Raw genomic sequence first — 23,964 nt, 5'->3', positions numbered from 1 at the left:
TGCGACGCGTGTCAATTGGCACAACACTCGGATGGCAGATACTGATCGGGCGTTGCCGTCTCACAGCCCGGTCCCGTGGAGCGGGTTCTCTTCCCACGTGTCGGTGTCCTCGAAGTAGCCGAGCAGTACCTTGCTGCCGTCCTTCCAGCCGCCGTGGCGGCCGATGGCGATGAGGTCATGGCTGGCCTGGCGGGCAGCGGTGGCGAAGCCGCAGCGCAGGGAGTGTCCGGACCAGAAGCCGGGCAGCTCGGCGTTGCCGCCTGCTCGCTCGACCACCTGCGCGGCGCCCTGCGGGGTGATCCGGCCGGTGGGGTCACCGATCGGGCGACCGTGGCGGAATATCGGCGGCGCGACGCGGCCGTGCCGGTCGACGCACGAACAGTGTGGGCCCTCGGTGCGTTCAGCAGCAGCCATGACGGCGCCCAGCGCGCGGACGGGGTAGGTGGACGGGCTTGGAACCGTACGGCACGGCCACCTCGGTCAGGGTGTGGACCTTCCCGCGGTACATGTGGACGAGCAGGCCCTCGTCGGTCTCGGTGACGTCGGCCAGGTCCAGGGCGGCGAGTTCGGAGACTCGGGCGGCGGTGGCGAAGCCGAGCAGCGGCAGGGCGGCGTCGCGGCGTCCGGCGAGGGTTTCGCGGTCCAGGGTGGCGAGCATCGCCCCCCCAGCGTCATTGGCAGGGCGGTGGTGGCCTTGAGGGTCCGGTCGGCGAGGTCCCTGGACTTGGCGCGGGCGGCGGTGTAGCCGCGCAGGACCAGGCGGGCGCCCTTGGTCTCGGGCGGCGTGTGGTTGGCGGACCGGCGCGCGGTGCGAATCGCGGCCAGGGCCCGCTCGATGGTGGACGGTGCGTCCGGGCGGCCGGTGCGGTCGAGAGGACGGTCGTCAGGTGGGTGGCGTACTCGACGAGCGTCTCGGCGGAGGCCTGCAGCGGCAGGCGCCCCGCGTCTCGGCACCACATGGTGAAGCGGGCCCAGTCCCCTGAGTAGGCCCGCCGGGTCGAGTTGGGTACGCCTGCGGCCATGGCGGTCAGCACGGCATCACAAAGCTGAACGGGTGAGTCCGATACGGGCAGCGGTAGTGCTTCAACGGCCTTGATTACTAACAGGTTCTGGCTCAAACCGGCAGCGTCACCTACCGACTGGCGTGTCCGTTGACACGGACTCCGGGTAGTAGGTACTGGACAAGACGGCGTCCCGCGAGCAGAGCCTGCTTAGATACCGCTGCCACGGCTACCGTGTTCCTGATTTCGAGGCTTGCAGCGAGGGGCGTGAACGGTACACGGCCGACTGTGAATGGGGCCAAGTCCGGCCGAAGTCCGTCCGGACTCCTTGGGACTACGTAGCACTCGATACCACTGATGAACTCTTAGCGACCTCTATCACCTGCGCTAGAGGCTCCCTGAACAGGGAAAATGTGGGACTTCCTGGGATTCGGTAGCACTACGTGGCATCGTTCGACGTATTACGGATTTAGTTCAAAGATTCGATAACTGAACTTTTAATCCGTAGGTTGTGGGTTCGAGCCCCACGCGGCCCACCGGCGATCAGGCTCCGACCAGGCAACCCGCCCTGGCCGGAGCCTCTTTCATGCCGGGCGGGTGATCGAAAGCAGGCCGGGCTCGCTCCCTGCTCGCTCGAATGCCCGGCGATCACGGGTTGCTCGCTCGCAGCTCGATCGTCAGGGTTCCCGCCGCGGCGGCCGTGGACAGCGCCAGGCCTCAGCGCGAGAAGGTCGGGACGCCGGTCGTGGTCGGGGCGGGGAAAGGCGGGAAGGGCGTGCCGCCTCCGCCATGGAAGACCGTATACGCGAAGATCAACGCGGCGGCGACGAAGACCAACGAGATCGGCCAAGCTGACATCACAGACTCCTGGCTGGCGTGGGGCGACTCAGGGACGGCGTCACGCTGACCGTACGAGCGGACCGCCTGCCGGGCCGGGATTTTGGGCCGACTGAAGCGTGTTGCAGCGGACCGGTCCAGGACATCGTCAACACCGTCGCCGTCAACACCGTCGCCGTCACCGCCGTCACCGCCATCGCACACCCGAATGGATGGTTCGAACGCGAACCTGCTTTCGAATTGGCGGTTCCGGGACAACGTTCCCAGGGGCACCGTCACTAACGGCGGTCGCGATGTCCGGCGTCGGCTGCGTCATCGGCTCGGCGCGATCGAGTGTGATCGGTGATCCGCGTGCGGAGCTGGCCAGTGCGCGTTCCGGGCATGCCCGACACCCAGCCACTCCTCAAGGAGCGACCATCATGACCACAACACAGCGAGTACGCCGGACCGGCATGCGGGCCCTGGTAACCGGTACGGCGGTGTTCCTCGTCACAGCCGCACCGGCGGCCGCCTGGGCCGCCCCCTCCCAGACCGCAGGTGACCGCGCCGCCGCTACGCCGCGCGCCGAAACGGCGATCACCTGCAACGAGCTGGACGCGGATATCCCCAACGTGTTCGCCCGGGACTGCGACAGCCGCCAGTGGGGCCCCATCGCCGACTTCACCGTCACCAACCGGTTCACCGGCGAGAAGTACCAGTGTCGGACCGGTTGGAGCGAGGGCTCCCTGTGGCTCTCGGGGAAGGACTGCGTAGGGATCAACGACTGAACCTCTGCGGCCCGGGGCGCGCGCCCCGGGCCGCCGACCGGCCGCGCTCGCCCAGGACATCGTGAACGCCATCGCGATCACCGCTATTTACGTGACCGTGCCCGAGCCGCCTCGCAGATGGTCAACCACGGCCGTCACGACCGTGGTTGAGCTGGTCGCCGTGACCACCTCGGCCCCAGGTCTCGGCCGCGCTACCGGTGCCGAGGCCGACGCAGTACAGCCAGGCCCGCGAGAAAGCCTCCGATGCCCGAGAGCGGGGCATCGTGCTGCGGCACGACGGCCAAAACGGAACAGCCGACGACGATAGCCGCCACAAGGGCCAGCACAACGGTCCGCGTGCCCGGCGTGGGCCGAGACGGCTCGGGAGACATGAGCAAGTTGTAGCGCGCGAGGAGCTGCACCGGCAAGATTCCCAACGGGCCCGCGAATCGCGATCTTCGTGCCGTCGGGAACGTGCTCCTACCACCACGGCGTCCGCTGCCCGCCAGCTCCAGCTCGTGCGCGCTGCAGGTCGTTACAGGCCACCCGCAGCCGGAGGTCCTGCTCCGGCGACAACCGGCGCACGAGGTCAGCCGGAGCGGATGAGGAATCCAAGGGTGGCGGTTGGCGTGGCCGGAAATCCATGCCGTTGCACTCTGTTGCACTTCGATGAAGGTGCGTCAGCGGAGTGCGTCTGCTGCGGCGTCTATCAGTGTCCGCGCCGCGCCGCCGTACACCGCCAGACCGCCGAGGGCGACTAACGCCCTCTCGTACAGAGCCAGCTCGCTGGGCGCGGTGACGTTGATCTCGGCGCTCAGGTTCTCTACGATCACCCGCTCCGAGTCGAACATGTAGAACGTCTCAAGCTGTCACATCGACCTGCGGTCGGCCGTGAACGGGATGACGCCCAGCGCCGGCGAGGGCAGCCGCATCGCTCCGGCGAGGAAGGTGAGCTGCGTCTGCATCACGTCCGGATCACCGATGCGGTTGTAGAGGACCGGCTCCTCGACCAGCACCACGAATCGGTGGCCCGCCTTGCTCAAGGTCTCCTGCCGCTTCACCCGGGAAGCGACCGCGCCCTCGATGTCGACGGTCGGCACGCCCCGGAACGCGGCGATGCCCATAAGTAGGGCCCGCGCTTAGTCGGCGGCCTGCAGGAACCCCGGCATTTGGCTGGACGTGTAGACGCGCTGCAGGCGGGTGCGCTCGTGCAGCGGCAGCAGGTCGTCCTGGAGACGACGGAGACCGCCACCCAGGTGGCGGCGCCATTCGGTGTACAGCTGGTCGGCGTGCCGGTTGTCCGCCAGCAGGTCCGGGGCCCGGTCGGCGGCCTCGCAGACGGTGCACCAGGTCCGGATGTCCGTGTTGGACGGGGCGGTCCGGCCGGTCTCGATCCGCGAGGTCTTGGATGCGAACCAGCCGCACTGTTCGGCGTGGTGGCGGACGTCGAGGGCGGCGTCCAGTCGCAGATCCCGCAGTTGGGCGGCGAGACGTTCGCGGGCGGCCTGGGCGGCCTGGGCGCCCTGGGCGGCCTGGGCGGCGGACGATGCGGAGCGGGGCACGGTGGACTCAGGCGAGCCGGTAGTCCTCGTGCGGGACCGCGCGGTCCCACGCGGCGTCGAACGCGTCCCGGCACAGCTTCACGACCTGCGGCTCGTCGCGGAGCTCGTCGTACGTCCAGCGCCCGTCTCCGGTGAAGTAGTGGAACCGGACGACTCGATCATCGAACACCCAGTAGTCGCTTTCGGGTAGTGCCAGATCGGACGCCGAGGTGCGCGGCAGCCAGCGGACCTCTTCCCCGGCGGGGGTGTTCACGTCGGTAGCCGCGTGCTCGTACCGGATGTAGTCGCTGGCCGGTTCGGAGATGATCCGGACCCGCCGGACGGCTACACCGCGGGCAGTCGCCTCCCTGATCTTGGCCACCCATGGGGCCCCGTTGGGGGAAGCGGGATCGGCATCCCGCTGCCCCGTCGCCTGCCGCCGGGTGAAGTCGTCTACCTCCTCGTCGACGACGTAGTGATCACACATCTCCAAGTGCAGGGCGATGAGCGTCGTCTCCGCCAGCAGCTCGGCGAATGAGGGCATCTTCTGCTGCATCGCACGCTCTCCTGAGCGCCGGCACCATGCGGGCCGGGGATCCTGATGACTGCTTCTCCCGGCGGCACGCCCGGGGTGTGGCCGGGGGCGGGGGCGTCGGCGACGTCGCTGAGCAGCGCGTCATCGGCTTCCCAGCCCTGGACGATGATGTCGATGGGGCCCGGGTCGACCCAGATGGTCGGGGCTGTGCTCGTTGCCGGTGTCGGGGTCAACACCGTAGAAGTCTAGGGGCGTGATCGCCTTCCCTGGGGGTGCGTGCAGTCTGTTGCAGGCAGATTCTCCCCATGGGTAACCCCGGTCAGAGGCAGTTATAAGCCACCCTTGCGCACCCGTAGGCTTGAACTCTGGGGGTCCTGGCCGAGGTTGAGCAGGGCCCCGCCGCTTGGCCTACCGATCCGGATGCGCTGACGGGCTGGGCCTACTGGCCGCCGGGCGGCAGCAGTACGCGTGGGACACCGAAAGGCCATGGAGCGGCCGATAGGAGCCGGTGGTGCGCACGGCGGAGGGGTTGCTTCTCGCTGTGGGGGAGTCGGCAGCGCAGCCTGCCAGCGCCAGTAGGGCAACGGCCAGGACCGGGGTGAGGGCGCGATTCATGTTCGTACACTTCCAGCCCCCTGCCGCTGGGCAGCCCCAATTGGCCGAACAGTGATCTGTTGCACGCGCCCCACCTGGCTGTGGTCGAGCAGGACCCACAGCATCAGCACCGACCGTAACGGACCCGCAACTTCCCGGCGATCATTCACATGGACCGCACCGGTACGGCAGATCCACCACAGCGGGCAGATGGTCGAGACCGCCGACGAGCTGGAACTCGAAGGCCTCGACTACACCGCCCACCCCGGCGTCAACGGTGCGTGGATCGAGCAGGTCCGCCCCGTCGCCTCGGCCGCGACCGAGTCGTACCGGCCGGGCCGGACGCTGGTGCCGGAGTCCGCGCCGGACGGCGTCGTGACCCCCGGCGAGCTGCCGAAGCCCCTGCATCAGATGTCGAACCAGGAGTTCCGCAAGCACGTCGCTGGCGTGTGGGACCAGGTCGCCCCAGCCCACCAGTCCCCGGCCTGGGTCCACCGGCCGCCGCAGACGATCAGCCAGTACATCGGCAGGCCGGCTCCCGGTAGCCGGCCCACAAGCTCCGGTCGGTGCTCGGCGCGCCGGCCGGACCCGCGCCCGGTCCGAACGTCGGCACCGGGCGCACCACCCGCGAAGCTCCTGTGCTAGCCCATGGGAATGACCTTGCCGGGCAGGCAGGGGAGGGTGGCGCCGACCTGGAACGTGAACAGGTCGTAGGTGATAAGCATCGTGACGCCGTTCCGGGACGCCACGGCTATTTGGTCCCCGCCTTGCGTTGGCGTAGGGCCCTCGGAGGCCCACTGGCCGAAGCGCCACCCCTTGCTTTCCAGGTAGGTCTTCGCGGCGGGTGCCGGATTCGGTCCGGCACCGCTGTTCGGGAGTTGAAACCCGGCGACGATCAAGTCCCTCACAGTCCCAGCCGGACAAGGGGTTCCGCCCATGTCAGTGAAGGTGGACAGCGCCTGTGCATCGGTACCGCGAACGCGTGGGGCGGCGTTGACAGCACCCTGGACCTGGGGATCGAGCTGAGCGACGAGCGCGTTGATGGACGCCGCAGACGGCGAAGCCGCAGGGGATGCAGTGTGCGAAACGACAGCACCAACGCTCGTGTGCGAAGGCGCTGAAGCACAAGCGGTGAGTAGGGCGAGCGCGGCAATGCCGACGAGCGCCGCGGAGCGAGCGGACACATCATCCCCCTGTAATGATCGACAAGCCGCACAGCGTAGCGACTGGCCCGAGTGGGCAGGAAGAAGCAGCACATGGAGCAGCAGGGCGTCCGGCAGCGGCGCACGATCCCGGCCGAAGTCGGTCAGATGATCAGTACTGCCCGGATGCGCGCCGGGTATCGGTAGTCGCGGTACGCCAGTCGCTCGGTCGGCTGGATTGTTTCGCGCGCGTGCGCGCGAGGTTGACGGCGCTCTTCGGGGGACGGCATGTCAGACCGCCTGCGGGGTGTCGGCGAGGTGGGTGCGCTGGGGTACCCAGACGAGTTCGCAGGTCTTCTCACTGCACTGGACGATCCTGCGGCGTTTGCCGTTGACGCTGCCGGATCCGATGGGTCGGCATCGGCGGATGGCCCGTCAGGCGGGTCAGAACCACGGCGATGACGGGGGTCTTGGTGGCGCGGGACGTTTTGGCGATGCGGGTGGTCATGGTTCCGTCTCCTGGATTGTCATTCCCGGTCTACTGCGGCGCGGATAGGGTCCACACATGTCTCTTCGAGCGCGTAAGGCGGCCTTTTCCGCTCTCATGTCCCTTCCGGTCGTGCTGCTCTCGGTTACGCGCAGCTTGGCGGCAGGGGTGTCGCTGGCCGGGTTCTTCGAGTGGAATGGCCCTTTCCTGGCGTTCTGGGTTGGTACGACGGCCCGCGCTTGGTGGTGGTACGGGAAGCCTGAGCAGATGGCGGCATTGGAGGCGCGGAGGGAGGAGCGGATTGCCAGGCGGCGAGCGCGGGTTGGCCCGCCGCCTGTCGCAACTGGTGCTCGTCCGCCGGTGGTTCGCAGGGTGACGCGCAGACCTTGAACAGCGGGCCGGTGTCCGGGCGGTTGGCGTTATTCCATCGGGTTCTCCTGATGGGTGTGGCCGGCCGCTACGGTCCGGCCGGGCGGCGTGATCAGTTCCAGGTGCGGGTGACGGCGATGGTGCCGTCGGGGGCGGCGAGGGCGGCCTGGTTTCTGGCGTCGTCAGCTGCATGTCGCAGCTGGTCGGTGACGGCCTGGATCTCGGGGAACGTGGCGTTGCGGGCGGTCGCGAGTTCGCTGATGGTGGGGGGTTGCCCGTCGGGGTGGGTCCAGTTGCGTGGGTCGAAGCTGCCGTTGAGGTCGAGGCCGACCAGCAGGGCGACGGTGTCGGGGCGTACGGCCGGTGTGGTCACGGTCTTTCTCCTGGTGGTGTGCGATGAGTCCGAGCCGGGCTTCCTGGGGGCGTTGCGGTGCCGGACCCCGGCGGCGCGGCGCTCGCCGAAGGCGTCGGCCTGCCCTGGGTCGACGTAGACCTGGACGAGCAGACCAGGACGATCGGCACCGAGTTGGTTCAGGACGGCTGGGACGTCGTCGAGACGGACGTGAAGACCGACGACAGTGCCGCAGTGCCGCGACGATCGCGCTCGGCGACGCGACCACTCAGGTACTGCGAGAGCACCGGTTCCGGCAGCAGGCAGAGCGAAAAGCACCGCGCGGGGCCGAAGTGCGGGTTAGGGTCCTTGTGTGACTGTTCTCTTGCGCCATCTCGTCATCGAGTGCCGCAGCCCGAACCGGATGGCCGAATTCTGGAGTTCAGCACTGGGGCGGCTGACGCGGGGCGGCGGAGGCGGAATTTCGATAGCGCTCGCCGACGATGACGCACCGGTTTCCCTTCTGTTCGTCGACGGAGCACGAATCGACAGCTCCAAGGCGTTGATGTGGATGCACATGACTCCAGCCGCCGGCACGCTGGAGCAGGAAGTCGCCAGGCTATGCACCTTGGGCGCTACCACGCTGAAAAAGCAGCACCGGGGCTGGGGCATCGGCGAGGTGACCATGGCCGACCCTGAGGGCAACGAGTTCTTTGTTGAGTCCGGCACTGAAGACCTCGCGGGCCTGGACGCTCGCATGGCCGCGGAGGACCGGGGCACTGCCTCTGCGTTCTGGAGGGACGCCGAGGAAGTGCCCCGGTCAGACGGTGCCGTCTCCGGGACGACGACCTTGCAGATTGCCGACTAGACCCAGTCGCCCGTTTCGATACCGCTGTCGGTGATGCTGGAGGTGTACGTTTCGCCAGCTTCGATGGTGAGGGTCACCTGGGTTTGAAGCGTGTTCGGAGTGGTGCCCGCGCAGTTGTACTTCGTGGTGATGGTGCCGCTACAGCTCCCCCAGCCACCATCCGTGCTTGAGAGGGTGAGCCGGTTTCCGCAGGGCCCCTGCTCCTGGAGGTCGACGACCATGTGCCAAGCGGTCAGAGCGGGGGTGGTACAGCCCGTGAACTTCCCCTGGCCTTACAGCGCGAGCAGTGCAGCGAGCCCGGTCCCGCTCCAGTCCTGGGGTCTCCTTGAGGTCGATCTGACATCCGGGTCCTACTGCGAGGGAATCGTCCCGTGGGTGCCTTGGGGAGCGCGGACCCGTTCCAACAGGCGGTCCACGGCGGGGCGAAGAGGTGTCGGCTGTGCGGGCGTCGCCCAGGTCGCCACTCCTACCGGTCGGCCACCGTCTCGTTGGATACCAGTGATCAGGCGCTCAAGATCTTCCTGGTGCAGCGTGCCGTTGACGAAGAGATAGGCATCGCAGCTCCCCCCGCGCGCGCGTTGGATGAAGCCGTTCACGGCCGCAGTGTCGATGTGGCCCGACCCGTCGAGGGCGTATCCGGCGAACACGCCGATCCTGGTGCGTCCAGGCTGAGCCACCAGCACTGCCAAGGGCTCACCCAATCCTGCGGCGGGACGGAGCTCCACCTGCTCGTCCCCGGCGCGAGCGCTCTCCACGGCTTCCAGAACCCGGTTCTCGAAGAGCGTGGCCTCGATGGCGTAGACCTCAGGGTCCCGGTCTGCCATCGGATTGAGGGCCCTGAGGACGCTCAAGATGGTCTCGGCCTGATCGTTGTGGCCAGAGCGGGCCTGTTCGCTGGCCTGCCTGAGCAGTTCCTCCCCCATCTTCAACTCCCAATCGCCGAAACGGATGCTCTCAACCGTGCGGCCGCTCAGAGCCATCAACAGGAACAGTCCGCCTGTCAGAATCAGGGCGACGCTGCCAGCCTGGCCCTCGGCACGGAAGACCGCTGCCACCCCAGCACCGGCCAGCAACACCCCCGCCATCGCACCAGCGGACCGCTCCCAGCGCGCCGATGACCCCAACCGCACGGGGGCCGACCCGCGCCTGCCGCCTCCCGACCCACCTGATGCTGACATGAGCGGGATCCTAGTAAGGGACGCCCCTATTCGTCCCGGAGTTCGAGAGCTCTGCGATGACTCGACCTTCGCCGCATCGGCTACGGCGTCCCACCTCCGCTGACCGACGTGCTCGTGATCGAGGCGGACGTCACGGTCACCCTGGCCAACCAACCCTGTGCTTTGAAGGATCGCAAACAACTACTCAGCGGACCGGGGCGGTCAGGGGGCGGAGCCGGATGGGGCGTCTGGTCAGTCGCAGGCGCTTGGGGGCGGCGGGGACGGGTGGGGGCGCGGGTTCGCGCCAGTGTTCGGGGACGGGTCTGACCAGGCGTGCCGCGGCCAGGGCGATGGCGGTCCAGGCGAGGTGGGCCTCGGCGTGGGCGATGGTGCGCTCGTAGTCCCGGCAGTGCCGGCGGGCCCGCATCAGCCACGAAATGGATCTTTCCACGACCCAGCGTTTGGGCTGGAGGACGAAGGGGCTTCACTCCGGCTGGTAGACACGGGTTGTGTGGTTATGCGGTGAGTGTCAGGGTAGCTGACCGCTGCTGCTCGTAGGCGGCGGGGCTGACCTGGTCGTTGGCTGAGTGCCTGCGCCAGGTGTTGTACCTGTTCAGCCAGCGGAAGACAGCTGCCCGGCTGGCCCGGGCCCCGGGCCGGCGGCGTGCGCCCTTGAGGAGCTCGCGTTTCAGCGAGGCGTGGAAGCTCTCGCAGGCGGCGTTGTCGGCGCTCGTTCCGACGGCTCCCATGGATTGGGTCACGCCCAACTCGGCGCGCAGTTCAGCGAAGCGGCGGCTCCTGTATTGGGCCCCGTGGTCGGTGTGGAACACCGCTCCCTGCAGGGTGCCGCGGGTGGCGGCGGCCATCGTCAGGGCGTCGGCGACCAGGGACGTGCGCATGTGGTCGGCGATCGACCAGCCGACGACGCGCCTGCTGAAGCAGTCCAGCACCGTCGCCAGATACAGGAACTCGCCGTCCCCGACAGGGAGATACGTGATTTCGCCCATGTACTTCAGGTTCGGGGCCGGCGCGCCGAAGTCACGCCCGAACAGGTCCGGCACCGGCGTGGCCGACGGTTCGGACACGGTGGTGCGGGCCTTGCGGCGCAGATGGGTGCCCACGATCCCGAGCGTGCGCATCACCCGCGCGACCCGCTTCTCGTTCAGGACCAGGCCGTCCTCCCGCAGTTCGGCAGTGATGCGCGGGGCGCCGTAGGCCCCGTCGGAGTCGGCGTGGACGCGCTGGATCCGCGCCGCCAGCGCAGCGTCGGCCTCGTGACGCTCCGCGCGGGCCGCGGCAGTTGCACGCCACTTGTAGTAGCTGGATCGCTGGATGCCCAGCATCTGGCAGAGCCGCTTGACCTCGAAGGCCTCCCGGTGGTCCTCAACGAACTGGAAGCGGCTCATCACCAGTTCGTCTCCGAGGCGAAATATTTTGTGGCCTTCCGCAGGATGTCCCGCTCGACCGAGAGCGTCTCGCGGTCCTTGCACAGGCCTGTGTTCTCCACGCGCAGGGTCGCGTTCTCCGCCTCCAGGCGGGCGATGCGCTCCTCGGGCGTCTCCGCCGCGGCCACCCCGGACCCGGCCGCAGCCGGCAGGACGCCGTCGGGCCCCGGCGCGGCCCCTGCGGCCCGCACCCACTGCCGCAGCGACTCGGCATGCATGCCCAGATCCCTCGCGACCTGCGCATACGTCAGCGACGGATCGGGGCATTACAACGCCACAGTGTCAGTGCGGAACTCCGCTGAGTAGTATTTGTGCACCATCGGTGCCATCTCTTCCTCTGAATCCACGAGATCCAGTGTCCGTGATGTCTGCCGTCATCCTGTTCTCCGGCGGCGGACGCAGAAACCCGAGCTATTCGCTCACCGTCACCACGATCCAGGGCGTACCGGGGGGCGTCATCAACCCCGTCGAGACGCCGCCGACTCCCACAACCACCCCGGTCGGCACGGCGCCGGCGAGTGCACCACCACCGGTCAGTCAGGCGCCGGTCTCGCAGGCGGCCCAGGTGACCGCCTGGTACGCATCGGTGGGCAAGGTCGGCATTGCGACGCTGACCAGCGACATCGCCACCGTCGCCGCAGACGATCACCGCGACGGCATGGGTGAGGATCTGCAGGCTGACTGCGTGCAGCTCGACAACGACACGACCGCCATGCAGAGCGACCCGGCCATCCCGAACGCCTCGGCACAGCTCTCCTGGAGCTCCGCGCTGACCACACTCCACCAGGGCTGGTGGAACTGCAACGGCGGGTTCAGCGACAACAGCACCAGCGAGGTCGGCAGCGCCGTCGCCGAGATCGAATCCGCCGGACCGCTGCTCACCGCCACACGTCAGCGGATTGTCGCCGTCAGATGATCCTTGCAGGCGGCACCTGTAGCGGTCAGGCTCCGACCAGGCAACCCGCCCTGGCCGGAGCCTCCTTCATGCCGGGCGGTTGATCGAGAAGGGACGCACGAGCGGCACGGCCGGATCGTCGGTCACGCCCTGCCGCCCCCGGGGGGTGCCGGATGCGGCGCTACCGGGGCCGCACCAGCTGGTCGGCGATGCGGACGAAAGCACGCTCGATCGCGTGCCACTGAACCACGCTGGTCTTCAGGCTCCCAGAGCCGCCCCAAGGGTCAACGGCTACGGTGCCGTCGCTCAGAACCCACGTTGTGCGTGCACCGCTGCGGGGCCAGCCGCCGGACGAGCTGTCGGGATCCGCATCGATCCAGTTCCAATCGAACGAGCCGACTTTCCACCCGTGGACCCGTACCGCGTCCTCTCGCACAAAACCCAGAAGCGAGTGCTTTGCGGGACTCACCTCGCGCTGCGTCGACAAACCGGGGCTGCCGGCATCTCGCAGCCGCTCGGCAGTCGCCGCGATCGCGGCCTTTATGCCGTCGATCGTGCGCTGGTCGGCATTGATCTGGTCGAGGAGTTCTTGCCCGTGGCGCCGACCATCCTCCTGCTCACGCTGCTTTCGCGCCGCGGCGCACGCAGTGCACAGGTCAACAAACGGCACGCCGCGACCGTTCCTCGCCTGGTGAGTGCGACAGAACGGCCGCTCATTGCAGTCCACGCAGCGGCCAACCGCGTCCAGGCCGCATTTGCCCACGGAGATGGGCAGTTCACATCCCACAGACATGGCCAGATCCTCCCAGGAGATCCGCTTCCCTGGGAGCCCGCGGAAGGAGATTGCCGCAAGTGAGAGTCACCATTCTCACTTCCCCGCACCCCGTTCGGACGATTCCCCGCCGCGCATTCTGCTGCTTGGCGATGAGCAGCTGCCGGTGGCTCCCGGGGTGTGGGCGGGGCGCCCAGCTGCGGCGAGAGCGGCCTCCGCCACCTCGTCCGCGCGGGTCCTGCGGCGGGTCCACTTGGCCCGGTTGCTCTTCTGCCGGGCGTACGCCGTGCAGGCAGCACCGTCGCGGGTCGTGATGACGGTCCCGTTGCAAGTCAGGTGAGACGGCCGCCACGGACGCCGGACGCGAGCGGGAGGCTCGGATTCAACACGCGGAAGGGCAGCCACAGCTGCTCGGCGTCCGGGACCACGGGTGGGTACTGCTCGGACGAGTGCCGAACAGCCGGCCGTGCGACCCAGACCGACACCCGCACCTGCCCCGTCTGCGACGGCTCCTTCCAGGCGCTGAAGTCCGTGCGGAAGATCTACTGCTCGCCGGTCTGCCGCCGCGAAGCCGAGCAGCGTCGCGACCGGGCCCTGAACGAGGACCGGGCCAGGCGCCTGGGCCAGACGCTGGCCCCGCCGTCGGCCCGCACCGAACTTCCCCGGCCACCGGTTCACCCGGCCCAGCGACGGACGGCCACGGCCCGCGACCCGCTGGAGCCGACCGCGACCCGGGACTGCCCGCACTGCCAGCAGCCGATCACGATCGTCGCCCTGCTGGCCACCCCCGAAGCCGCCCGCCCCACCATGCCCCACCACCGCACGGACATCGTCCCGATCCGCCGCAGCCAGTGACCATGCAAACTCAATGAACTCGTGGGCCCCGCTGTCGCCGGGCCCACGAAGATCTTCACCGTCGCCACCCGAACGTCTACGATCACTTCCTTCCGCACCCGCCCCCGGAGGGAACTTCTTGGAGATCTTCCAGTTCGATCGCGACGAACGACGCATTACCTGGCACGAGAGCGTCGGCCTGATCGCCACTCGCATCGCCGCAGGCGACGGCCCTGTTCACCTCACGCTTCTGAAGGTCGAACCCGGCGGAACCATCGGCACCCACCCCGCCGCATCGCCCCAGATGTTCCTGGTCATCACCGGCGACGGTTGGATCGCCGGCCCCGACGGCACACGCACCCCGATCACCGCGGGTCAGGGCGTCTGCTGGGACCAGGCCGAAGACCACACATCCGGCACCGAGAACGGCTTCACCGCGATCGCCGTCGAAGGCACACCGCTCACCCTCTTCGCCTCCGAGACTCCCGGCAACTGACGCTCACTGACTACCAGGGCCCGGCGACCTTCGGTCGCCGGGCCCTCTCCGATGACACGCTCTTCGCTCCCCACCCTCCCCACATAGTTGCCGACGGGACGAACCGGGGCGAAGAGCAGCCCTGGGGAATTTCACGAATCCTCATCAGCCGTCCGGGCTCTCCGGGTCCTTGCCGAGCTTGTGCAGTGCCATGGCCGTTCCTCCTCGGTCGGGGAAGGTGCTGTGACCGAGCTTGCACGCTCCGCTGTCGCCGCCGCTACGAGTATGCGGGAACGTGCGGCAGCGAGTCCGCGACCCCGCCCCGTAGGCTGCCCCCGGGGGTCCTGGCCGAGGTCGAGCAGGACCCCCGACCTGCACCCCAGCACGGGGACCGGCCCGTGGCCGGAAGCAGCCGACCGCGCGGCGGCCAGTGAACGCCATGCTGGAGAGTCCGGGAAGGCGCGGACAGGGGGGATCACGGCGACCAAGTCGGCCAAGCCGGGCCGGGGTTGCGGCGGCTGGCCACTGGTCCTGCTGGTCATCGTTGCGGTACGCCTACGGCTGTGCCTCGGCTGGAAGTCCCTTGGGGTTGGGGCCGTACTGGTTCACGCCGGGCTGACTGTCCTGAGCGTAGAACACGAGGAGAACGATCTGCCCGATGACCGGCAGAAGGCCGATGAAGATCCAGCCGGCCGACCGGCCGGTGTCGTGGAGCCGCCGGGAGCACAGGGCGAGGAGCGGGAGGAGTACCACGAGGGCGTACAGGGAACTCAGGAAGGGCACGGCGACGGCGACGCCTATGCCGAAGACCGCCAGCAGGATCACGACGTGGACGAGCAGGAACGTCCAGTGTTCCCTGCGCCGGGCGCGTCCGCGGAACCCGGCGTAGTTCTTCAGCACAGTCAGATACCAGTTCACTGCGTCCCCCTCGTGGCCTCGGCCGGGTCGGTCATTGATCAAGCAGAGGGAACCTAGAGGTGCAAAGAGCGCAGGTCAAGCGCCTGCCCTACCGGCGAAGGCCGGTCGGGCCTCACCGGCGGAACGTCTGCTTCGCCAGGAATGCCCCGAACTCGGCGTTCTGTTCGGCGGTGAAGGCGCGCCTGGGCAGGATCGCCGCCGAGTACTTGGTGCCGTACAGGAGGAAGAACTCCGGCGTCTCCTCGGATTTGAGCAGCGCTGCCCACTTCGTCTCGCTCCTGGACATGTCGGTCTCCGCCGCCAGGAACTCGTCCTTGAGCGTCACCGTGTGCACGCCGCACAGCCGCGAGGCGTTCTTGCGGACGCTTATCCGAGTGGAGAGCAGGACCATGATCCCGTAGAGAGCGCAGACGGAGCCGAAGAAGACGCCCAGCGGGATGTTGTGCTGTGCGAAGTCGAGTGCGCTCATCAGCGCGAACACACCTGCGAAGACAGCCGTGTTCATGCGCTGCCTGCGCTTGACGCGGTTCAGCCCCCGTCGGGCCTCGGCGGGGCTGAGCTGGTACGTAGCGGTGATGTGCACGTGGAACTCCTGGAGGAACACGAAGGGCACGCAAGGCGGCCGTCATCCTCGCACCAGCCCGCACCACCCTTTCCCTGGGGGGCCGTTCACTCCTCGGCGGGGGTGCCGCGCCACCGCCCTCGGTCCCGCTCCCGGGCGCCGGCCAGTCCGTCGGCGACCTGGCGTAGCCGCCGCAGGCAGCCGGTCGGCATGTCGGCGAACGCGATCACACCCGACGACGGTCCACCGGGCCCGAGGCCATGCCCACCGGCCCGCCGGCCCACCGGCCAGCTGGCGGGCGCGCTGCAAACAGATCTCTAGACACAATCGGTTTGCCATGCAAACCTAACGGCATGACGACTCAGCCTGTCCCGTCCCCAAGTGACCCGCGCCAGCTGCTGGCGATGCGGCGGGTCCTGGTCCACCGTGTCCGCCGTGAGCAGCGCGGTGCCTGGTTCCCGCTCCTGGTCTTCGCGGCTGTGCGGTTCGGCGCGGCGCCGGTGGTCCGCTACGGCCAGGGGGACCACGGCGTCGGCGACCTGCCGCCGGCGATGTGGTACTGGCCGGTGGCGCTGTCGCTCGCCTACGCCGCGATCAGCTGGTTCTACCTGCGCCGTGGCGACCGGCTGGGCCTGGGTACCCGGGTCGGGCCGTACCTGGCGCTGGGTATCGCCCTGCTCGTGATCATCACCGGCTACGTGTCGTGGACGGCCATGCACCCGGGGTTCCTCGACGGTCTCCACGGGCCGTCGCCCGTCGGACTCTTCTTCAACACGGTGGTGAGCCCGGCCGGGACGATCGGCCTGGCGCTGCTGCTGCTCGCCCGGATCGAGCGCAGTTGGCCGCTCCTCGCCGTCACCAGCGCGTACCTGGTCATCATGCTCAGTTCCGGCAGCCTGCCCGACCCGTCCGCGTGGGGCTTCCTCCCGGGCCTCCTGGCTGAGGGAGGAGTGCTGCTGATCGGCGGCGTCGGCCTCGGCCTGCTTCAGCGGTTCCAGGGGCGGTCGGCGGCATGACCGAGCATCCCACCAGCGGCCTCGACGATGTCGTGCACCAGCGCGTCCGTCTGGGCATCCTCGCGGTGGCGGAGGAGGCCCGGCGGGTGGAGTTCACCTTTCTCCGCAGCACGCTCGGTCTCACCGCCGGTAATCTCTCCCAGCACCTCGGAGTCCTGGAGAAGGCCGGCCTGGTCACGATCGACAAAGGCTACGAGGGCAAGCGCGCCCGCACCTGGATCCAGCTCACCAAGGCCGGGAAGAAGGCCCTGCGCGAGGAGATCGCGACGCTCAAGGCCCTGATCCACCAGCTCGAAGGCACCCACGTGCCAGGGGGAGACGAAGAACGCAACGGGGAGAACGGTCCCGGTTCCGCAGCCGCTCCCGCACCTGGCTGAGCCTTCTGACCGACCGGTGCCGCTCACCAAGCCCCGGGCTCCGGGACGGGGGTGGCGCTCCTGGTCGCCCGACGGGGGGTGTTGGGCACGACCTAGGCCGGGCCGTCGGAGTCGGTGTCCGTCCCGGTGTCCGTCCCGGTGTCGGGGGCGGGGTCGGGGGTGCGGTCGGGCTGGGGTGGTTGCCGGATACGGCTGGGGGTGCCGCGCGTGCGGTGGCCCGCGATCGCGGGGATGAGGACGAGCAGCGCCATGACCAGGGCGAAGATGGTGATGATGTCGATGTCGGTGCCGGACAGGGGACCGCCGTCGATGCCCGGGGTGACCTGGTCTGCCCCGTTCGCCACGGGGGCGGCGGTGGTGGTGGACGCCGCGCCGGACGCCAGGGAGGCGTCCGCCGATGCGGCGGCCGTGCTCCCGGGCGCCGCGGCCCGCTGGACGGATGCGGCGAGCGCCGCGAGCGCGGCCTGGGGGTCCTTGGGGAAGCGCGCCTCGGCGGCACGGGCGTAGCCGTCGGAGACGGCCCAGGGGATGAAGGCCGAACTGGCCCCCAGCCTGTTCCCGACCAGGACGACACAGCTGTACGGCACCGTCTCCGGCCCCGCGTCGTAGTCGTCCAGAGTGTCGGCTAGCTGGTCCGGGGTTCCGGCGGCCCGCACCGCGGCGTCGTCCGGTAACTCCACCGCGCACATGGCGCCGTCCGAGGAGGCCACGATCGTCCGCAGGGCCGACAGCTGCCGGGCGCTCACCTGCAATGACGGCGCTACGTACACCGGGTTGTCGCGCAGGGCCCGACCCGCGACGGCGACCGGACCGAACAGGGTCACCGGCGATGGAGAGGTCGAGGGGGACGGCGATGGAGCCGCACCCAGGACCGCGGTGATCGTCAGTGGCAGTACCGCCAGGCGCAGGACCGACTTCGCCCCGCGTCGACACACACCTGTCGCATCCACCGCCATCGGCCCCCCTGCCAGAGACGCGCTCCGACTCCAGACTCCCACTCGCCCGCTCCCGCAGCCAGAGCCTGACGCCACCTGGCGGGGACAAGGGTGGTGGCGGGGGCCGCGTTCGTCCCTCGTCCTCGCGCCGGGGCGCCCCGGTGCGCCCCGGCGCGAGCCGCTGTCCCAGGGTCACGACGTAGCCGTTGCCCTGGAACCGCACCTGGCATCGGGCGCCCGGGCCCGTGGTCTCGCAGCGCGGTGTGCCTGCGTCGGCGGGCAACTCCACGAAGTAGTCTGTGTTCACGCCCTGGTAGACCGCGGTCGAGTGGTCGGTGTAGTCGATGACCGCGACCCAGCGGGGCGGCAGGAAGTCCGGGAACCGCGCGTCTCCGGTGCGCTCCACCAGTCGTACCTGGTCGGACCCGGTCTCCAGCCGCACCTTCCGCTCGGCCGCCGGGGCCACCGCGCCCAGGCCGGGGACGGCGGTGGCGCCCCCGTCACCCGAGCCGACGATGTTGGAGTGACCGGCGTTGAACCACCGCGAGGCTGGAGTCCGCCGCCGCCGTCCCCCGGGATCTTGCGCCGACCGGAGCGTGTTGCGCGGAACGGCCGAAGAGGTGCGTGGACGTCGCCCCGGTTCTGGCCGTGCGTTAGTCTTCCGCTCTCGCCGACGGGCAGATCGGAGCCCTGATATGCCCAGGTGAGGCTACTTCAGGGGGAATTGGACAGATGAGGATCCGCACGCTGATCTCCGCGACCGCGACCGCCGCCCTGCTCTCGACGCTCCCGCTCGCGGCCTCGGCACACGCCGCCGCCACCGTTCCGGTCTCGCTCTCGCTGAGCTCCAGCGCCATCGCGGAGGGGACGCAGGCGAACGTCTCCGACTTCGCCCAGTGGAACACCGGGAACGGCGCGATCCCCGCCAAGCAGGTGTACGTACAGCAGTCCGCGAACGGCAGCAGCGGGTGGAGCACCATCGGAACCGTACCGGCCGACTACCGGGGCACCTTCGCGGTCCGGTTCAACGCGACCGACCCGCACGGCTTCTGGCGGTTCTACTCGCCCGCGGCGGGGAACTTCCGGGCCGGATACAGCAACGTCGTGCACTACTTCCGCTTCAACAGCCTGATCACCGGCGGGCGCCCCAACGCCACCACGGTCCAACCGGGGCAGCGGGTCACTGTCAGCGGCAACCTGTGGCAGCAGGGTTACGGCGGCTGGTCCCCCCTGTCCGGGGGCGTGGTCGTGCTGGAGTTCCAACCGTCCAAGGGCACAGGGGCGTTGATGGCGCGCACCACCACCGACGCGGATGGCCACTTCAGTGTGAGCGCGGCGGCGTGGATGGGCTCCGGCTACTGGAGCGTGGAGTACCAGGGCTCGCCCCGCTGGAATGTCATGGCCAACGGGCCCGCGATCTACGTCCGCACCACCTGAGCCCGACGACCGGCCCGCGCCGGGGGGCGGTCGGCACGGGGCGTTCCGGCGCTGGCCGGAAGCAGCGGTCCACGGGCGGTCGGCTGGTGGCATGCTGAAGGTCGGGAGTCATCGCGCTTGGGGGGCACCATGGCGTTAGGACTGGGCCGGCCGATCAGGGGATGCTGCGGCTGCCTGGTGTTCCTGCTGATCATCGCCGGGGTCGTGGTGGGGATAACCCTGGCGGCGGTGCACGACAGCGGTACCAAGCAGCACTGCACGTCCTCCTGCTCCTCGGGCGGCGCCGGAGGTGGCGGCGGGACCAGCGACGGCGGTAGCGACGGCGGCGATGGCGGTGGCGACTGACGCGTGTTCTCGGTCGAGGCTGCGGCCGTCGCCACGGGCGTGGCTGTGATCGCGGGGGCGGTGGGGGTGCGGCGGTCGCGGCGCCGGGCGTGGGAGCGGCGAGCCGCCGAGCGGCTGCGCCTGGTTCAGGCCATGCGGGTGTGGGTCGAGCAGCGTCAGGCGGAGACCGCCGCGCTCGCCGACGCCGGAGGCGCTGCCGGAGCGGCTGCCGGAGGTCCGGAGTCGGCCGACGCGTGGGGGCGGCCGGTCAGCGCCGGATGACCGGGCCGAGTGGGGGTGGCCGGTCGGGTGACCGAGCGGTGCGGTGGGCAGCCGCTGTCGGGAATTCCCGGCTGGGCACCGGCGCGGGCCCTAAGGTCGACTCGCGGCAGGTGAACTTCCGTCCGGGTAGCGAGAGATGGGGCAGGCATGGATGCGTCCGGTGATGACAGGGTGCCTCCCACGGCCTTCGGTGGAGTACCCGAGGCGGCGGCGCAGCGGGATTTGACGAACTGTCTGAAAGCCGCTGCTGAGGGCGAGTTGACCAGCGGACACTGGCTCGGTGGCGGTGTTCGGGTGCCCGTGGACGCGATCGCGGCGTACCGGCCGGTGATCGCCGTGCCCGGGTTGTACCGGGCGCTGGAGGACGGCCTGTCCACCTGGCTGGTCGGCCAGGGGCCGTCCGGCCAGCTGGTGAGTTGTTCGTTGCCGGGCGATCCCGGCAACCCAAACGGGCGGGAGGCGTGGCTCGGTCCGGCGGAGGGTCGGCCGCACCCGTCCGGGGTGACCGTCGAGTACCTGACCGGCGGTGTGGGCTGCGCGCGGCTCGACGGTACGGGAGCGCGGGTCTACGCCACCACGCTGATCGGACGCTGTCCGGCGGCCGTCACCAGGATCACCGTGCACCACGAGGGGGAGCCGGAGCGGGACGCCGTGCTCGCTGACGGTGTCTGGTTGAGCCAGGTCCTGCGGGGGGCCGCGACCGGCCCGTTGGCGGTCCGTGGCTTCGACGCGTCCGGGCGCCTGGTCGCCGAGCGGAGCCTCGGCCTGACGCGGGAACCCGCCCGAGAGCGTGCCGTGGGGACGGCGGCGTCCCCCCTTGGCCGACCGGCGGCTACGTCGGGCCCTCCGGGTTCGTCACCCTCATGACGGAATTCCCTCGGGGAAGGTCACACCATGACCGGATCAGGTCCCGACGAGACGCTGGCGACGGCCTTCGAGGAGCAGCGGGGGCGAGTGGGGGCGGCGCCACCGGTGTCCGGCGGCGCCCGACCCGGGCCGAGTGGGTCGCCTGAAGCCGACGGGTCACCTGAGGCCGACGGCTCACTTGAACCAGTACAGCACGCCCTTGTGGTGGGAGCAGGTGCCGGAGAAGTGCGCGGAGAAGCTGAAGGTGTGGTCCCGGCACTCGGCGGTGGCGCCCTTCGGGTGCCGCGCCCGGGGGTCGCAGGTGCCGGTGGTGTGGTGCGCGCACCCGGTGGTCGCCGCGGGGCGGGCCACGGCCTGGGCCTGCCCGGCCGGTATCAGCAGGGCGACGGCGAGCGCGATCGCCGCTCCGGCGGTGCGCAGGGTCCGGCGGCCGGTGGTGGTGCTGCTCAAGGGGGCCTCCTCATGATCGTGAAAGCCCCGAGCCTGCCCCAGGCGAATCGGAATCGCACGGGTACTCGATAGTTGTGACCCGACGGTGACCCAGCTGTGGGCGTGACCGGTTGAACGTTTCTGCCGTTGTGCCCGGTGTGACTGTCCCCGCATCCAGCTCAACGGCCAGTGTCGACCTGGCCCGCACCCCGCGTCCCCGGGGCTCCCGTCGCCGCGCCCCTGACGAACCCGTGTACACACTGCTCGCCGAGGAATGGCAGCAGGTGGGGCGGCTCGTGCCCGGCGAACGCGATCGTGAGTGGATCGAGCTGACGACCTTCGCCGGCTGGCAGCGCTAGCTGATCCTCGCCGACTGTCAGTGCCCTGTGCCAGGCTTTTCGCATGACCGACCTGACCATCCGCTCCGCCACATCCGACGACGTCCACGCGCTGCTGGACTTCTGGACGTCCGCCGCCGAGGGGACGAGTATCAGCGACGACGAAGCAGGCGTCGGGCGCTTGGTCGCGCTCGACCCCGAGGCGGTGATCATCGCTGAGCGGAACGGCCGCATGGTCGGCACGGTGATAGCGGGCTGGGACGGTTGGCGCTGCCACCTCTACCGGCTCGCGGTGGACCCGGACTCGCGCTGTCAGGGCATCGGTGGCGCGCTGCTGGAGGCGGCCGAGCGCCGTTTCGCCGCCCTGGGCGGGCGTCGCGGTGACGCGATGGTGCTTGAGCACAACGAACTCGGGCAGCACGCCTGGCGGGCCGCCGGGTACGCGCCCGAGCCGCAGTGGCGGCGTTGGACCAAGCCGCTGGTGTGAGTGACCCGGTGCGGTGAGCCCGCGCCCGCCGTGACGCCCGCGACCGCCGTGACGCCTGCGACCGCTACGAGGTCTGGGTGCTGGTCTTCGGCTGCGCGGTCGGCGCGGCCGTGGGTGCGTAGATCCGGGTGGCGTCGTTCGCCGATCCGGCCTGCTCACCCACGACCAGGACCTGGTCACCGGTCTTCAGTGCCGACTCGGAGATCGTCCTGCCGTCGCGGGTGACCTTCGCGTTGGCGGCGGCGGTCCAGGTCCAGCTGGTGCCGTCCGGGCTCTTGACCGTGAACGTCGTGCCGGAGGCGGTGCCGGTGATCTGGCCGCGCTGCCACTCACGGGTCAGGTACTGGCCGGTCCCGCGGTTCTTCACGGTCACCTGGCCGTGGACGCCCCGGCGCAGCAGGCGCTGTTCGGCCTTCGCCGTCGTGGGCGCACCGGCCGACTTGGCCGGGGTGGAGCTCGGCGCGGAGCTCGGCGTGGAGCCGGAGGCCGCGTAGGCCGTCGCCCCACCTGCCGCCAGCACACCGGCCAGGACCGCCGTCCCGATCACCGTTCCGCGCCGACGTGATACCAGCCTGCCCATGGTGTCCTCCGCTTCGCCTCGGCAGGCGTCGCGCCCACCGGTCGCCCTTCGTTCCGGTTCGACGCTAGGCGCGGTCCTTGTGGAAACCATGTGGCGCTGGCCAGGGGCGATCGAGCGGCCGGGACAACGGGGCCGGGACAACGGGGCCGGGACAACGGGAAGGGCGGAAACGCGTGGCGCCCCGCACCGGTCCGGTGCGGGGCGCCGTTCCGTCGGGTCAGACGACGGTGATGTTCTCGGCCTGCGGGCCCTTCTGGCCCTGGGTGACGTCGAACTCGACGTGCTGGCCCTCTTGCAGCTCGCGGAAGCCCTGGGCGTTGATGTTCGAGTAGTGGGCGAAGACGTCGGGGCCGCCGCCGTCCTGCTCGATGAAGCCGAAGCCCTTTTCGGCGTTGAACCACTTCACGGTGCCACTGGCCATGATGCTGCTCCCAGTTCGGGGATGAGGTACGCACTGGCGCGTACCTCAGGGGTTGAGGTGATCGCCCTGGTCCTCGAACTGCTGGTCACGCTGTACTCGGATCCACGACTGCTGATCACAACGCTAGTCGAACTGAGTGCGCCCCGCTATGGAAACACGTCATCGGAGGAACACTCGATCTCCGCCGCCATGGTCGGTTCGGTGGACGCCGGGAGTCCGTTCCGCGCCGGGGTGACCGTGCGCTACCGGTGGTGCCGGTCATCGGGGCAAGTCGCCTCCGTCGCAGGCCAGTTCACCCCGTGTGGACGTTGCTCCGAGCCGGACCGCAGCGGACACGGGGGATGCTCCACCGGTGACTGTGGGTAAATCGAACACTTGTCCACAGGGGTTATCCACAGTGTGGAAAACCCTCCGGCGCGGTGGCGTGCGGAATGCGGAAGCAGTGCGGCGGTGTTATGCGCGCGATGAGCAAGATGTCCGACAATGACGCTTCTTCCAGTGTCACCTCCCCGGCTGAACACGAGGCCGCCCGTGGGCGGCTGCTCGCCGAACGCGCCGAGGCGGTTGCCCGGATCACGGCCCTGGGTCGCGACTTCGCCGAGATCGTCGCGGCGAACGCACTGGTGGCGGTGGACGACGAGCACGATCCGGAGGGGTCGAGCACCGCGTTCGAACGTGCCCACGTCGCCTCGCTGCTGGCGCAGGGGCAGCGGCGACTGGCCGAGCTGGAGTGTGCGCTGGAGCGGTTGGAGCGGGGCGAGTACGGGCTGTGCGAGGGGTGCGGTCGGCCGATCCCGGCGGACCGGCTGGAGGTCCGCCCGGCTGCCCGGACCTGCGTGACCTGCGCGGCGACCCGCCCGCGCTGACCCCTTCCGCGCTGACCGCCCGGGCTGGGGAGTCGGTCGGCGGCGGGCGGCTACGCCGACCCGGAAAACACGGTGCGGGGCGCTGGGGAGGGCCCG

Annotated in this window: 35 protein-coding genes and 2 pseudogenes; 16 read left to right on the top strand and 21 right to left on the bottom strand. The window is 69.6% G+C overall.

Going from position 1 to position 23,964, the window contains the following annotated elements; translation table 11 throughout:
• Positions 1-60: 60 nt before the first annotated feature.
• Both GXP74_RS38230 and GXP74_RS38225 read right to left on the bottom strand, forming a co-directional pair.
• Complete coding sequence (locus GXP74_RS38230) at positions 61-414, bottom strand: hypothetical protein (RefSeq protein WP_182455774.1); 354 nt, start codon at positions 412-414, stop codon at positions 61-63.
• Entirely contained in the window at positions 401-658 is a 258-nt protein-coding gene (locus GXP74_RS38225) for a hypothetical protein (protein ID WP_182455773.1), read from the bottom strand. Before GXP74_RS38225 ends, GXP74_RS38230 begins: the two co-directional genes overlap by 14 nt.
• Before the next feature lie 980 nt (positions 659-1,638).
• Here GXP74_RS38225 and GXP74_RS38220 point away from each other — a divergent pair.
• Both GXP74_RS38220 and GXP74_RS38215 read left to right on the top strand, forming a co-directional pair.
• A complete protein-coding gene (locus tag GXP74_RS38220; protein ID WP_182455772.1) occupies positions 1,639-1,908 on the top strand; it encodes a hypothetical protein in 270 nt (89 codons plus the stop codon).
• 349 nt (positions 1,909-2,257) lie between these two features.
• Positions 2,258-2,605 (top strand): hypothetical protein, encoded by a 348-nt coding sequence (locus GXP74_RS38215; protein ID WP_182455771.1) that lies wholly within the window; start codon positions 2,258-2,260, stop codon positions 2,603-2,605.
• 659 nt (positions 2,606-3,264) lie between these two features.
• Here GXP74_RS38215 and GXP74_RS41325 read toward each other — a convergent pair.
• The 4 genes and pseudogenes from GXP74_RS41325 to GXP74_RS38205 all read right to left on the bottom strand — a co-directional run bounded on the left by GXP74_RS41325 (position 3,265) and on the right by GXP74_RS38205 (position 4,681).
• Positions 3,265-3,435 carry a hypothetical protein gene (locus GXP74_RS41325; RefSeq protein WP_225448483.1) on the bottom strand — a complete coding sequence of 57 codons (171 nt, stop codon included), beginning with the start codon at positions 3,433-3,435 and terminating at the stop codon, positions 3,265-3,267.
• A gap of 18 nt (positions 3,436-3,453) precedes the next feature.
• Positions 3,454-3,711, bottom strand: a pseudogene (locus tag GXP74_RS41320) (Scr1 family TA system antitoxin-like transcriptional regulator); the annotation flags it as partial.
• A gap of 12 nt (positions 3,712-3,723) precedes the next feature.
• The gene (locus GXP74_RS41315; RefSeq protein WP_225448481.1) at positions 3,724-4,146 is read right to left on the bottom strand and encodes a helix-turn-helix transcriptional regulator; all 423 of its coding nucleotides are present in this window, start codon (positions 4,144-4,146) and stop codon (positions 3,724-3,726) included.
• Between the two features lie 7 nt (positions 4,147-4,153).
• Positions 4,154-4,681 (bottom strand): DUF6879 family protein, encoded by a 528-nt coding sequence (locus GXP74_RS38205; protein WP_182455770.1) that lies wholly within the window; start codon positions 4,679-4,681, stop codon positions 4,154-4,156.
• 783 nt (positions 4,682-5,464) lie between these two features.
• Here GXP74_RS38205 and GXP74_RS38200 point away from each other — a divergent pair.
• The gene (locus tag GXP74_RS38200) at positions 5,465-5,899 is read left to right on the top strand and encodes a hypothetical protein (RefSeq protein ID WP_182455769.1); all 435 of its coding nucleotides are present in this window, start codon (positions 5,465-5,467) and stop codon (positions 5,897-5,899) included.
• Here the strand turns inward: GXP74_RS38200 and GXP74_RS38195 are convergent.
• The 3 genes from GXP74_RS38195 to GXP74_RS38185 form a co-directional block, all read right to left on the bottom strand.
• A complete protein-coding gene (locus tag GXP74_RS38195; RefSeq protein WP_182455768.1) occupies positions 5,896-6,153 on the bottom strand; it encodes a hypothetical protein in 258 nt (85 codons plus the stop codon). The genes GXP74_RS38200 and GXP74_RS38195 overlap by 4 nt on opposite strands.
• Positions 6,154-6,754: 601 nt before the next feature.
• On the bottom strand, positions 6,755-6,904 hold the full coding sequence (locus tag GXP74_RS38190) for a hypothetical protein (protein WP_182455767.1): 150 nt from the start codon (positions 6,902-6,904) through the stop codon (positions 6,755-6,757).
• Positions 6,905-7,364: 460 nt separating this feature from the next.
• The gene (locus GXP74_RS38185; protein ID WP_182455766.1) at positions 7,365-7,625 is read right to left on the bottom strand and encodes a hypothetical protein; all 261 of its coding nucleotides are present in this window, start codon (positions 7,623-7,625) and stop codon (positions 7,365-7,367) included.
• A gap of 331 nt (positions 7,626-7,956) precedes the next feature.
• Here GXP74_RS38185 and GXP74_RS38180 point away from each other — a divergent pair, with 331 nt between their 5' ends.
• The gene (locus GXP74_RS38180; RefSeq protein WP_182455765.1) at positions 7,957-8,451 is read left to right on the top strand and encodes a VOC family protein; all 495 of its coding nucleotides are present in this window, start codon (positions 7,957-7,959) and stop codon (positions 8,449-8,451) included.
• Here GXP74_RS38180 and GXP74_RS38175 read toward each other — a convergent pair.
• The 4 genes and pseudogenes from GXP74_RS38175 to GXP74_RS38160 all read right to left on the bottom strand — a co-directional run bounded on the left by GXP74_RS38175 (position 8,448) and on the right by GXP74_RS38160 (position 11,373).
• A complete protein-coding gene (locus GXP74_RS38175) occupies positions 8,448-8,672 on the bottom strand; it encodes a hypothetical protein (protein ID WP_182455764.1) in 225 nt (74 codons plus the stop codon). The genes GXP74_RS38180 and GXP74_RS38175 overlap by 4 nt on opposite strands.
• Before the next feature lie 129 nt (positions 8,673-8,801).
• Positions 8,802-9,536 carry a hypothetical protein gene (locus tag GXP74_RS38170; RefSeq protein ID WP_182455763.1) on the bottom strand — a complete coding sequence of 245 codons (735 nt, stop codon included), beginning with the start codon at positions 9,534-9,536 and terminating at the stop codon, positions 8,802-8,804.
• Positions 9,537-9,813: 277 nt separating this feature from the next.
• Positions 9,814-10,059: a hypothetical protein gene (locus GXP74_RS38165; RefSeq protein ID WP_182455762.1), complete on the bottom strand. Its 246-nt coding sequence runs from the start codon at positions 10,057-10,059 to the stop codon at positions 9,814-9,816.
• Between the two features lie 64 nt (positions 10,060-10,123).
• Positions 10,124-11,373: pseudogene (locus GXP74_RS38160) on the bottom strand (IS3 family transposase).
• Positions 11,374-11,417: 44 nt separating this feature from the next.
• Between GXP74_RS38160 and GXP74_RS38155 the strand changes: the two are divergent.
• Positions 11,418-11,969 (top strand): hypothetical protein, encoded by a 552-nt coding sequence (locus GXP74_RS38155; RefSeq protein ID WP_182455761.1) that lies wholly within the window; start codon positions 11,418-11,420, stop codon positions 11,967-11,969.
• 160 nt (positions 11,970-12,129) lie between these two features.
• Here the strand turns inward: GXP74_RS38155 and GXP74_RS38150 are convergent, their stop codons facing one another.
• Positions 12,130-12,618 carry a hypothetical protein gene (locus tag GXP74_RS38150; RefSeq protein WP_182455760.1) on the bottom strand — a complete coding sequence of 163 codons (489 nt, stop codon included), beginning with the start codon at positions 12,616-12,618 and terminating at the stop codon, positions 12,130-12,132.
• A gap of 633 nt (positions 12,619-13,251) precedes the next feature.
• Between GXP74_RS38150 and GXP74_RS38145 the strand changes: the two genes are divergently transcribed.
• Entirely contained in the window at positions 13,252-13,575 is a 324-nt protein-coding gene (locus tag GXP74_RS38145) for a hypothetical protein (protein WP_182455759.1), read from the top strand.
• 118 nt (positions 13,576-13,693) lie between these two features.
• On the top strand, positions 13,694-14,050 hold the full coding sequence (locus GXP74_RS38140; protein WP_182455758.1) for a cupin: 357 nt from the start codon (positions 13,694-13,696) through the stop codon (positions 14,048-14,050).
• A 534-nt stretch (positions 14,051-14,584) separates the two neighbouring features.
• Here the strand turns inward: GXP74_RS38140 and GXP74_RS38135 are convergent.
• From GXP74_RS38135 to GXP74_RS41730, 3 genes are all read right to left on the bottom strand, one after another.
• Complete coding sequence (locus GXP74_RS38135) at positions 14,585-14,947, bottom strand: DUF805 domain-containing protein (RefSeq protein ID WP_182455757.1); 363 nt, start codon at positions 14,945-14,947, stop codon at positions 14,585-14,587.
• Between the two features lie 112 nt (positions 14,948-15,059).
• Positions 15,060-15,560, bottom strand: a complete 501-nt coding sequence (locus GXP74_RS38130; RefSeq protein ID WP_182455756.1) for a YcxB family protein — start codon at positions 15,558-15,560, stop codon at positions 15,060-15,062.
• Between the two features lie 56 nt (positions 15,561-15,616).
• Positions 15,617-15,739, bottom strand: coding sequence for a hypothetical protein (locus GXP74_RS41730; protein WP_255528205.1), 123 nt, complete (start codon positions 15,737-15,739; stop codon positions 15,617-15,619).
• A gap of 123 nt (positions 15,740-15,862) precedes the next feature.
• Here GXP74_RS41730 and GXP74_RS38125 point away from each other — a divergent pair, with 123 nt between their 5' ends.
• Both GXP74_RS38125 and GXP74_RS38120 read left to right on the top strand, forming a co-directional pair.
• Positions 15,863-16,525: a hypothetical protein gene (locus tag GXP74_RS38125; protein WP_182455755.1), complete on the top strand. Its 663-nt coding sequence runs from the start codon at positions 15,863-15,865 to the stop codon at positions 16,523-16,525.
• Positions 16,522-16,902, top strand: a complete 381-nt coding sequence (locus GXP74_RS38120) for a transcriptional regulator (RefSeq protein ID WP_182455754.1) — start codon at positions 16,522-16,524, stop codon at positions 16,900-16,902. The genes GXP74_RS38125 and GXP74_RS38120 overlap by 4 nt, the downstream gene beginning before the upstream one ends.
• A gap of 92 nt (positions 16,903-16,994) precedes the next feature.
• On the opposite strand, the gene GXP74_RS38115 is transcribed toward GXP74_RS38120, so the two are convergent.
• The gene (locus GXP74_RS38115; RefSeq protein ID WP_182455753.1) at positions 16,995-17,726 is read right to left on the bottom strand and encodes a hypothetical protein; all 732 of its coding nucleotides are present in this window, start codon (positions 17,724-17,726) and stop codon (positions 16,995-16,997) included.
• A gap of 455 nt (positions 17,727-18,181) precedes the next feature.
• Between GXP74_RS38115 and GXP74_RS38110 the strand changes: the two genes are divergently transcribed.
• The 5 genes from GXP74_RS38110 to GXP74_RS38090 all read left to right on the top strand — a co-directional run bounded on the left by GXP74_RS38110 (position 18,182) and on the right by GXP74_RS38090 (position 20,747).
• Complete coding sequence (locus GXP74_RS38110) at positions 18,182-18,364, top strand: hypothetical protein (protein ID WP_182455752.1); 183 nt, start codon at positions 18,182-18,184, stop codon at positions 18,362-18,364.
• 205 nt (positions 18,365-18,569) lie between these two features.
• Positions 18,570-19,274: a hypothetical protein gene (locus tag GXP74_RS38105; protein ID WP_182455751.1), complete on the top strand. Its 705-nt coding sequence runs from the start codon at positions 18,570-18,572 to the stop codon at positions 19,272-19,274.
• 129 nt (positions 19,275-19,403) lie between these two features.
• Positions 19,404-19,619, top strand: a complete 216-nt coding sequence (locus GXP74_RS38100) for a hypothetical protein (protein ID WP_182455750.1) — start codon at positions 19,404-19,406, stop codon at positions 19,617-19,619.
• A 3-nt stretch (positions 19,620-19,622) separates the two neighbouring features.
• Positions 19,623-19,880, top strand: coding sequence for a hypothetical protein (locus GXP74_RS38095; RefSeq protein WP_182455749.1), 258 nt, complete (start codon positions 19,623-19,625; stop codon positions 19,878-19,880).
• Positions 19,881-20,174: 294 nt separating this feature from the next.
• Positions 20,175-20,747 carry a hypothetical protein gene (locus GXP74_RS38090; RefSeq protein ID WP_182455748.1) on the top strand — a complete coding sequence of 191 codons (573 nt, stop codon included), beginning with the start codon at positions 20,175-20,177 and terminating at the stop codon, positions 20,745-20,747.
• A gap of 174 nt (positions 20,748-20,921) precedes the next feature.
• Here the strand turns inward: GXP74_RS38090 and GXP74_RS41305 are convergent, their stop codons facing one another.
• On the bottom strand, positions 20,922-21,197 hold the full coding sequence (locus tag GXP74_RS41305) for a DUF3761 domain-containing protein (protein WP_225448480.1): 276 nt from the start codon (positions 21,195-21,197) through the stop codon (positions 20,922-20,924).
• 381 nt (positions 21,198-21,578) lie between these two features.
• Between GXP74_RS41305 and GXP74_RS38080 the strand changes: the two genes are divergently transcribed.
• Positions 21,579-22,001, top strand: coding sequence for a GNAT family N-acetyltransferase (locus tag GXP74_RS38080; RefSeq protein WP_182455746.1), 423 nt, complete (start codon positions 21,579-21,581; stop codon positions 21,999-22,001).
• Positions 22,002-22,065: 64 nt separating this feature from the next.
• Here the strand turns inward: GXP74_RS38080 and GXP74_RS38075 are convergent, their stop codons facing one another.
• Both GXP74_RS38075 and GXP74_RS38070 read right to left on the bottom strand, forming a co-directional pair.
• Positions 22,066-22,581, bottom strand: coding sequence for a hypothetical protein (locus GXP74_RS38075; RefSeq protein ID WP_182455745.1), 516 nt, complete (start codon positions 22,579-22,581; stop codon positions 22,066-22,068).
• A 217-nt stretch (positions 22,582-22,798) separates the two neighbouring features.
• On the bottom strand, positions 22,799-23,002 hold the full coding sequence (locus tag GXP74_RS38070) for a cold-shock protein (protein ID WP_182455744.1): 204 nt from the start codon (positions 23,000-23,002) through the stop codon (positions 22,799-22,801).
• Between the two features lie 473 nt (positions 23,003-23,475).
• On the opposite strand from GXP74_RS38070, the gene GXP74_RS38065 reads away from it, so the two are divergent.
• A complete protein-coding gene (locus GXP74_RS38065) occupies positions 23,476-23,868 on the top strand; it encodes a TraR/DksA C4-type zinc finger protein (RefSeq protein WP_182455743.1) in 393 nt (130 codons plus the stop codon).
• Positions 23,869-23,964: the final 96 nt, after the last annotated feature.

Origin of the sequence: Streptacidiphilus sp. P02-A3a (assembly GCF_014084105.1) — a bacterium.
GTDB lineage: Bacteria > Actinomycetota > Actinomycetes > Streptomycetales > Streptomycetaceae > Streptacidiphilus.
Note: the sequence above shows the minus strand (reverse complement) of the source record. Positions and strands in the feature narration are given on the sequence as shown.

What these genes read in the sequence shown, in the direction of transcription:
- GXP74_RS38230 (WP_182455774.1), bottom strand. Translation starts at nt 414, where the DNA reads ATGGCTGCTGCTGAACGCACCGAGGGCCCACACTGTTCGTGCGTCGAC.
- GXP74_RS38225 (WP_182455773.1), bottom strand. Translation starts at nt 658, where the DNA reads ATGCTCGCCACCCTGGACCGCGAAACCCTCGCCGGACGCCGCGACGCC.
- GXP74_RS38220 (WP_182455772.1), top strand. Translation starts at nt 1,639, where the DNA reads ATGCCCGGCGATCACGGGTTGCTCGCTCGCAGCTCGATCGTCAGGGTT.
- GXP74_RS38215 (WP_182455771.1), top strand. Translation starts at nt 2,258, where the DNA reads ATGACCACAACACAGCGAGTACGCCGGACCGGCATGCGGGCCCTGGTA.
- GXP74_RS41325 (WP_225448483.1), bottom strand. Translation starts at nt 3,435, where the DNA reads ATGTTCGACTCGGAGCGGGTGATCGTAGAGAACCTGAGCGCCGAGATC.
- GXP74_RS38205 (WP_182455770.1), bottom strand. Translation starts at nt 4,681, where the DNA reads ATGCAGCAGAAGATGCCCTCATTCGCCGAGCTGCTGGCGGAGACGACG.
- GXP74_RS38200 (WP_182455769.1), top strand. Translation starts at nt 5,465, where the DNA reads ATGGTCGAGACCGCCGACGAGCTGGAACTCGAAGGCCTCGACTACACC.
- GXP74_RS38190 (WP_182455767.1), bottom strand. Translation starts at nt 6,904, where the DNA reads ATGACCACCCGCATCGCCAAAACGTCCCGCGCCACCAAGACCCCCGTC.
- GXP74_RS38175 (WP_182455764.1), bottom strand. Translation starts at nt 8,672, where the DNA reads ATGGTCGTCGACCTCCAGGAGCAGGGGCCCTGCGGAAACCGGCTCACC.
- GXP74_RS38170 (WP_182455763.1), bottom strand. Translation starts at nt 9,536, where the DNA reads ATGGCGGGGGTGTTGCTGGCCGGTGCTGGGGTGGCAGCGGTCTTCCGT.
- GXP74_RS38155 (WP_182455761.1), top strand. Translation starts at nt 11,418, where the DNA reads ATGTCTGCCGTCATCCTGTTCTCCGGCGGCGGACGCAGAAACCCGAGC.
- GXP74_RS38125 (WP_182455755.1), top strand. Translation starts at nt 15,863, where the DNA reads ATGACGACTCAGCCTGTCCCGTCCCCAAGTGACCCGCGCCAGCTGCTG.
- GXP74_RS38120 (WP_182455754.1), top strand. Translation starts at nt 16,522, where the DNA reads ATGACCGAGCATCCCACCAGCGGCCTCGACGATGTCGTGCACCAGCGC.
- GXP74_RS38110 (WP_182455752.1), top strand. Translation starts at nt 18,182, where the DNA reads ATGACCGCGACCCAGCGGGGCGGCAGGAAGTCCGGGAACCGCGCGTCT.
- GXP74_RS38105 (WP_182455751.1), top strand. Translation starts at nt 18,570, where the DNA reads ATGAGGATCCGCACGCTGATCTCCGCGACCGCGACCGCCGCCCTGCTC.
- GXP74_RS38100 (WP_182455750.1), top strand. Translation starts at nt 19,404, where the DNA reads ATGGCGTTAGGACTGGGCCGGCCGATCAGGGGATGCTGCGGCTGCCTG.
- GXP74_RS38080 (WP_182455746.1), top strand. Translation starts at nt 21,579, where the DNA reads ATGACCGACCTGACCATCCGCTCCGCCACATCCGACGACGTCCACGCG.
- GXP74_RS38075 (WP_182455745.1), bottom strand. Translation starts at nt 22,581, where the DNA reads ATGGGCAGGCTGGTATCACGTCGGCGCGGAACGGTGATCGGGACGGCG.
- GXP74_RS38070 (WP_182455744.1), bottom strand. Translation starts at nt 23,002, where the DNA reads ATGGCCAGTGGCACCGTGAAGTGGTTCAACGCCGAAAAGGGCTTCGGC.
- GXP74_RS38065 (WP_182455743.1), top strand. Translation starts at nt 23,476, where the DNA reads ATGTCCGACAATGACGCTTCTTCCAGTGTCACCTCCCCGGCTGAACAC.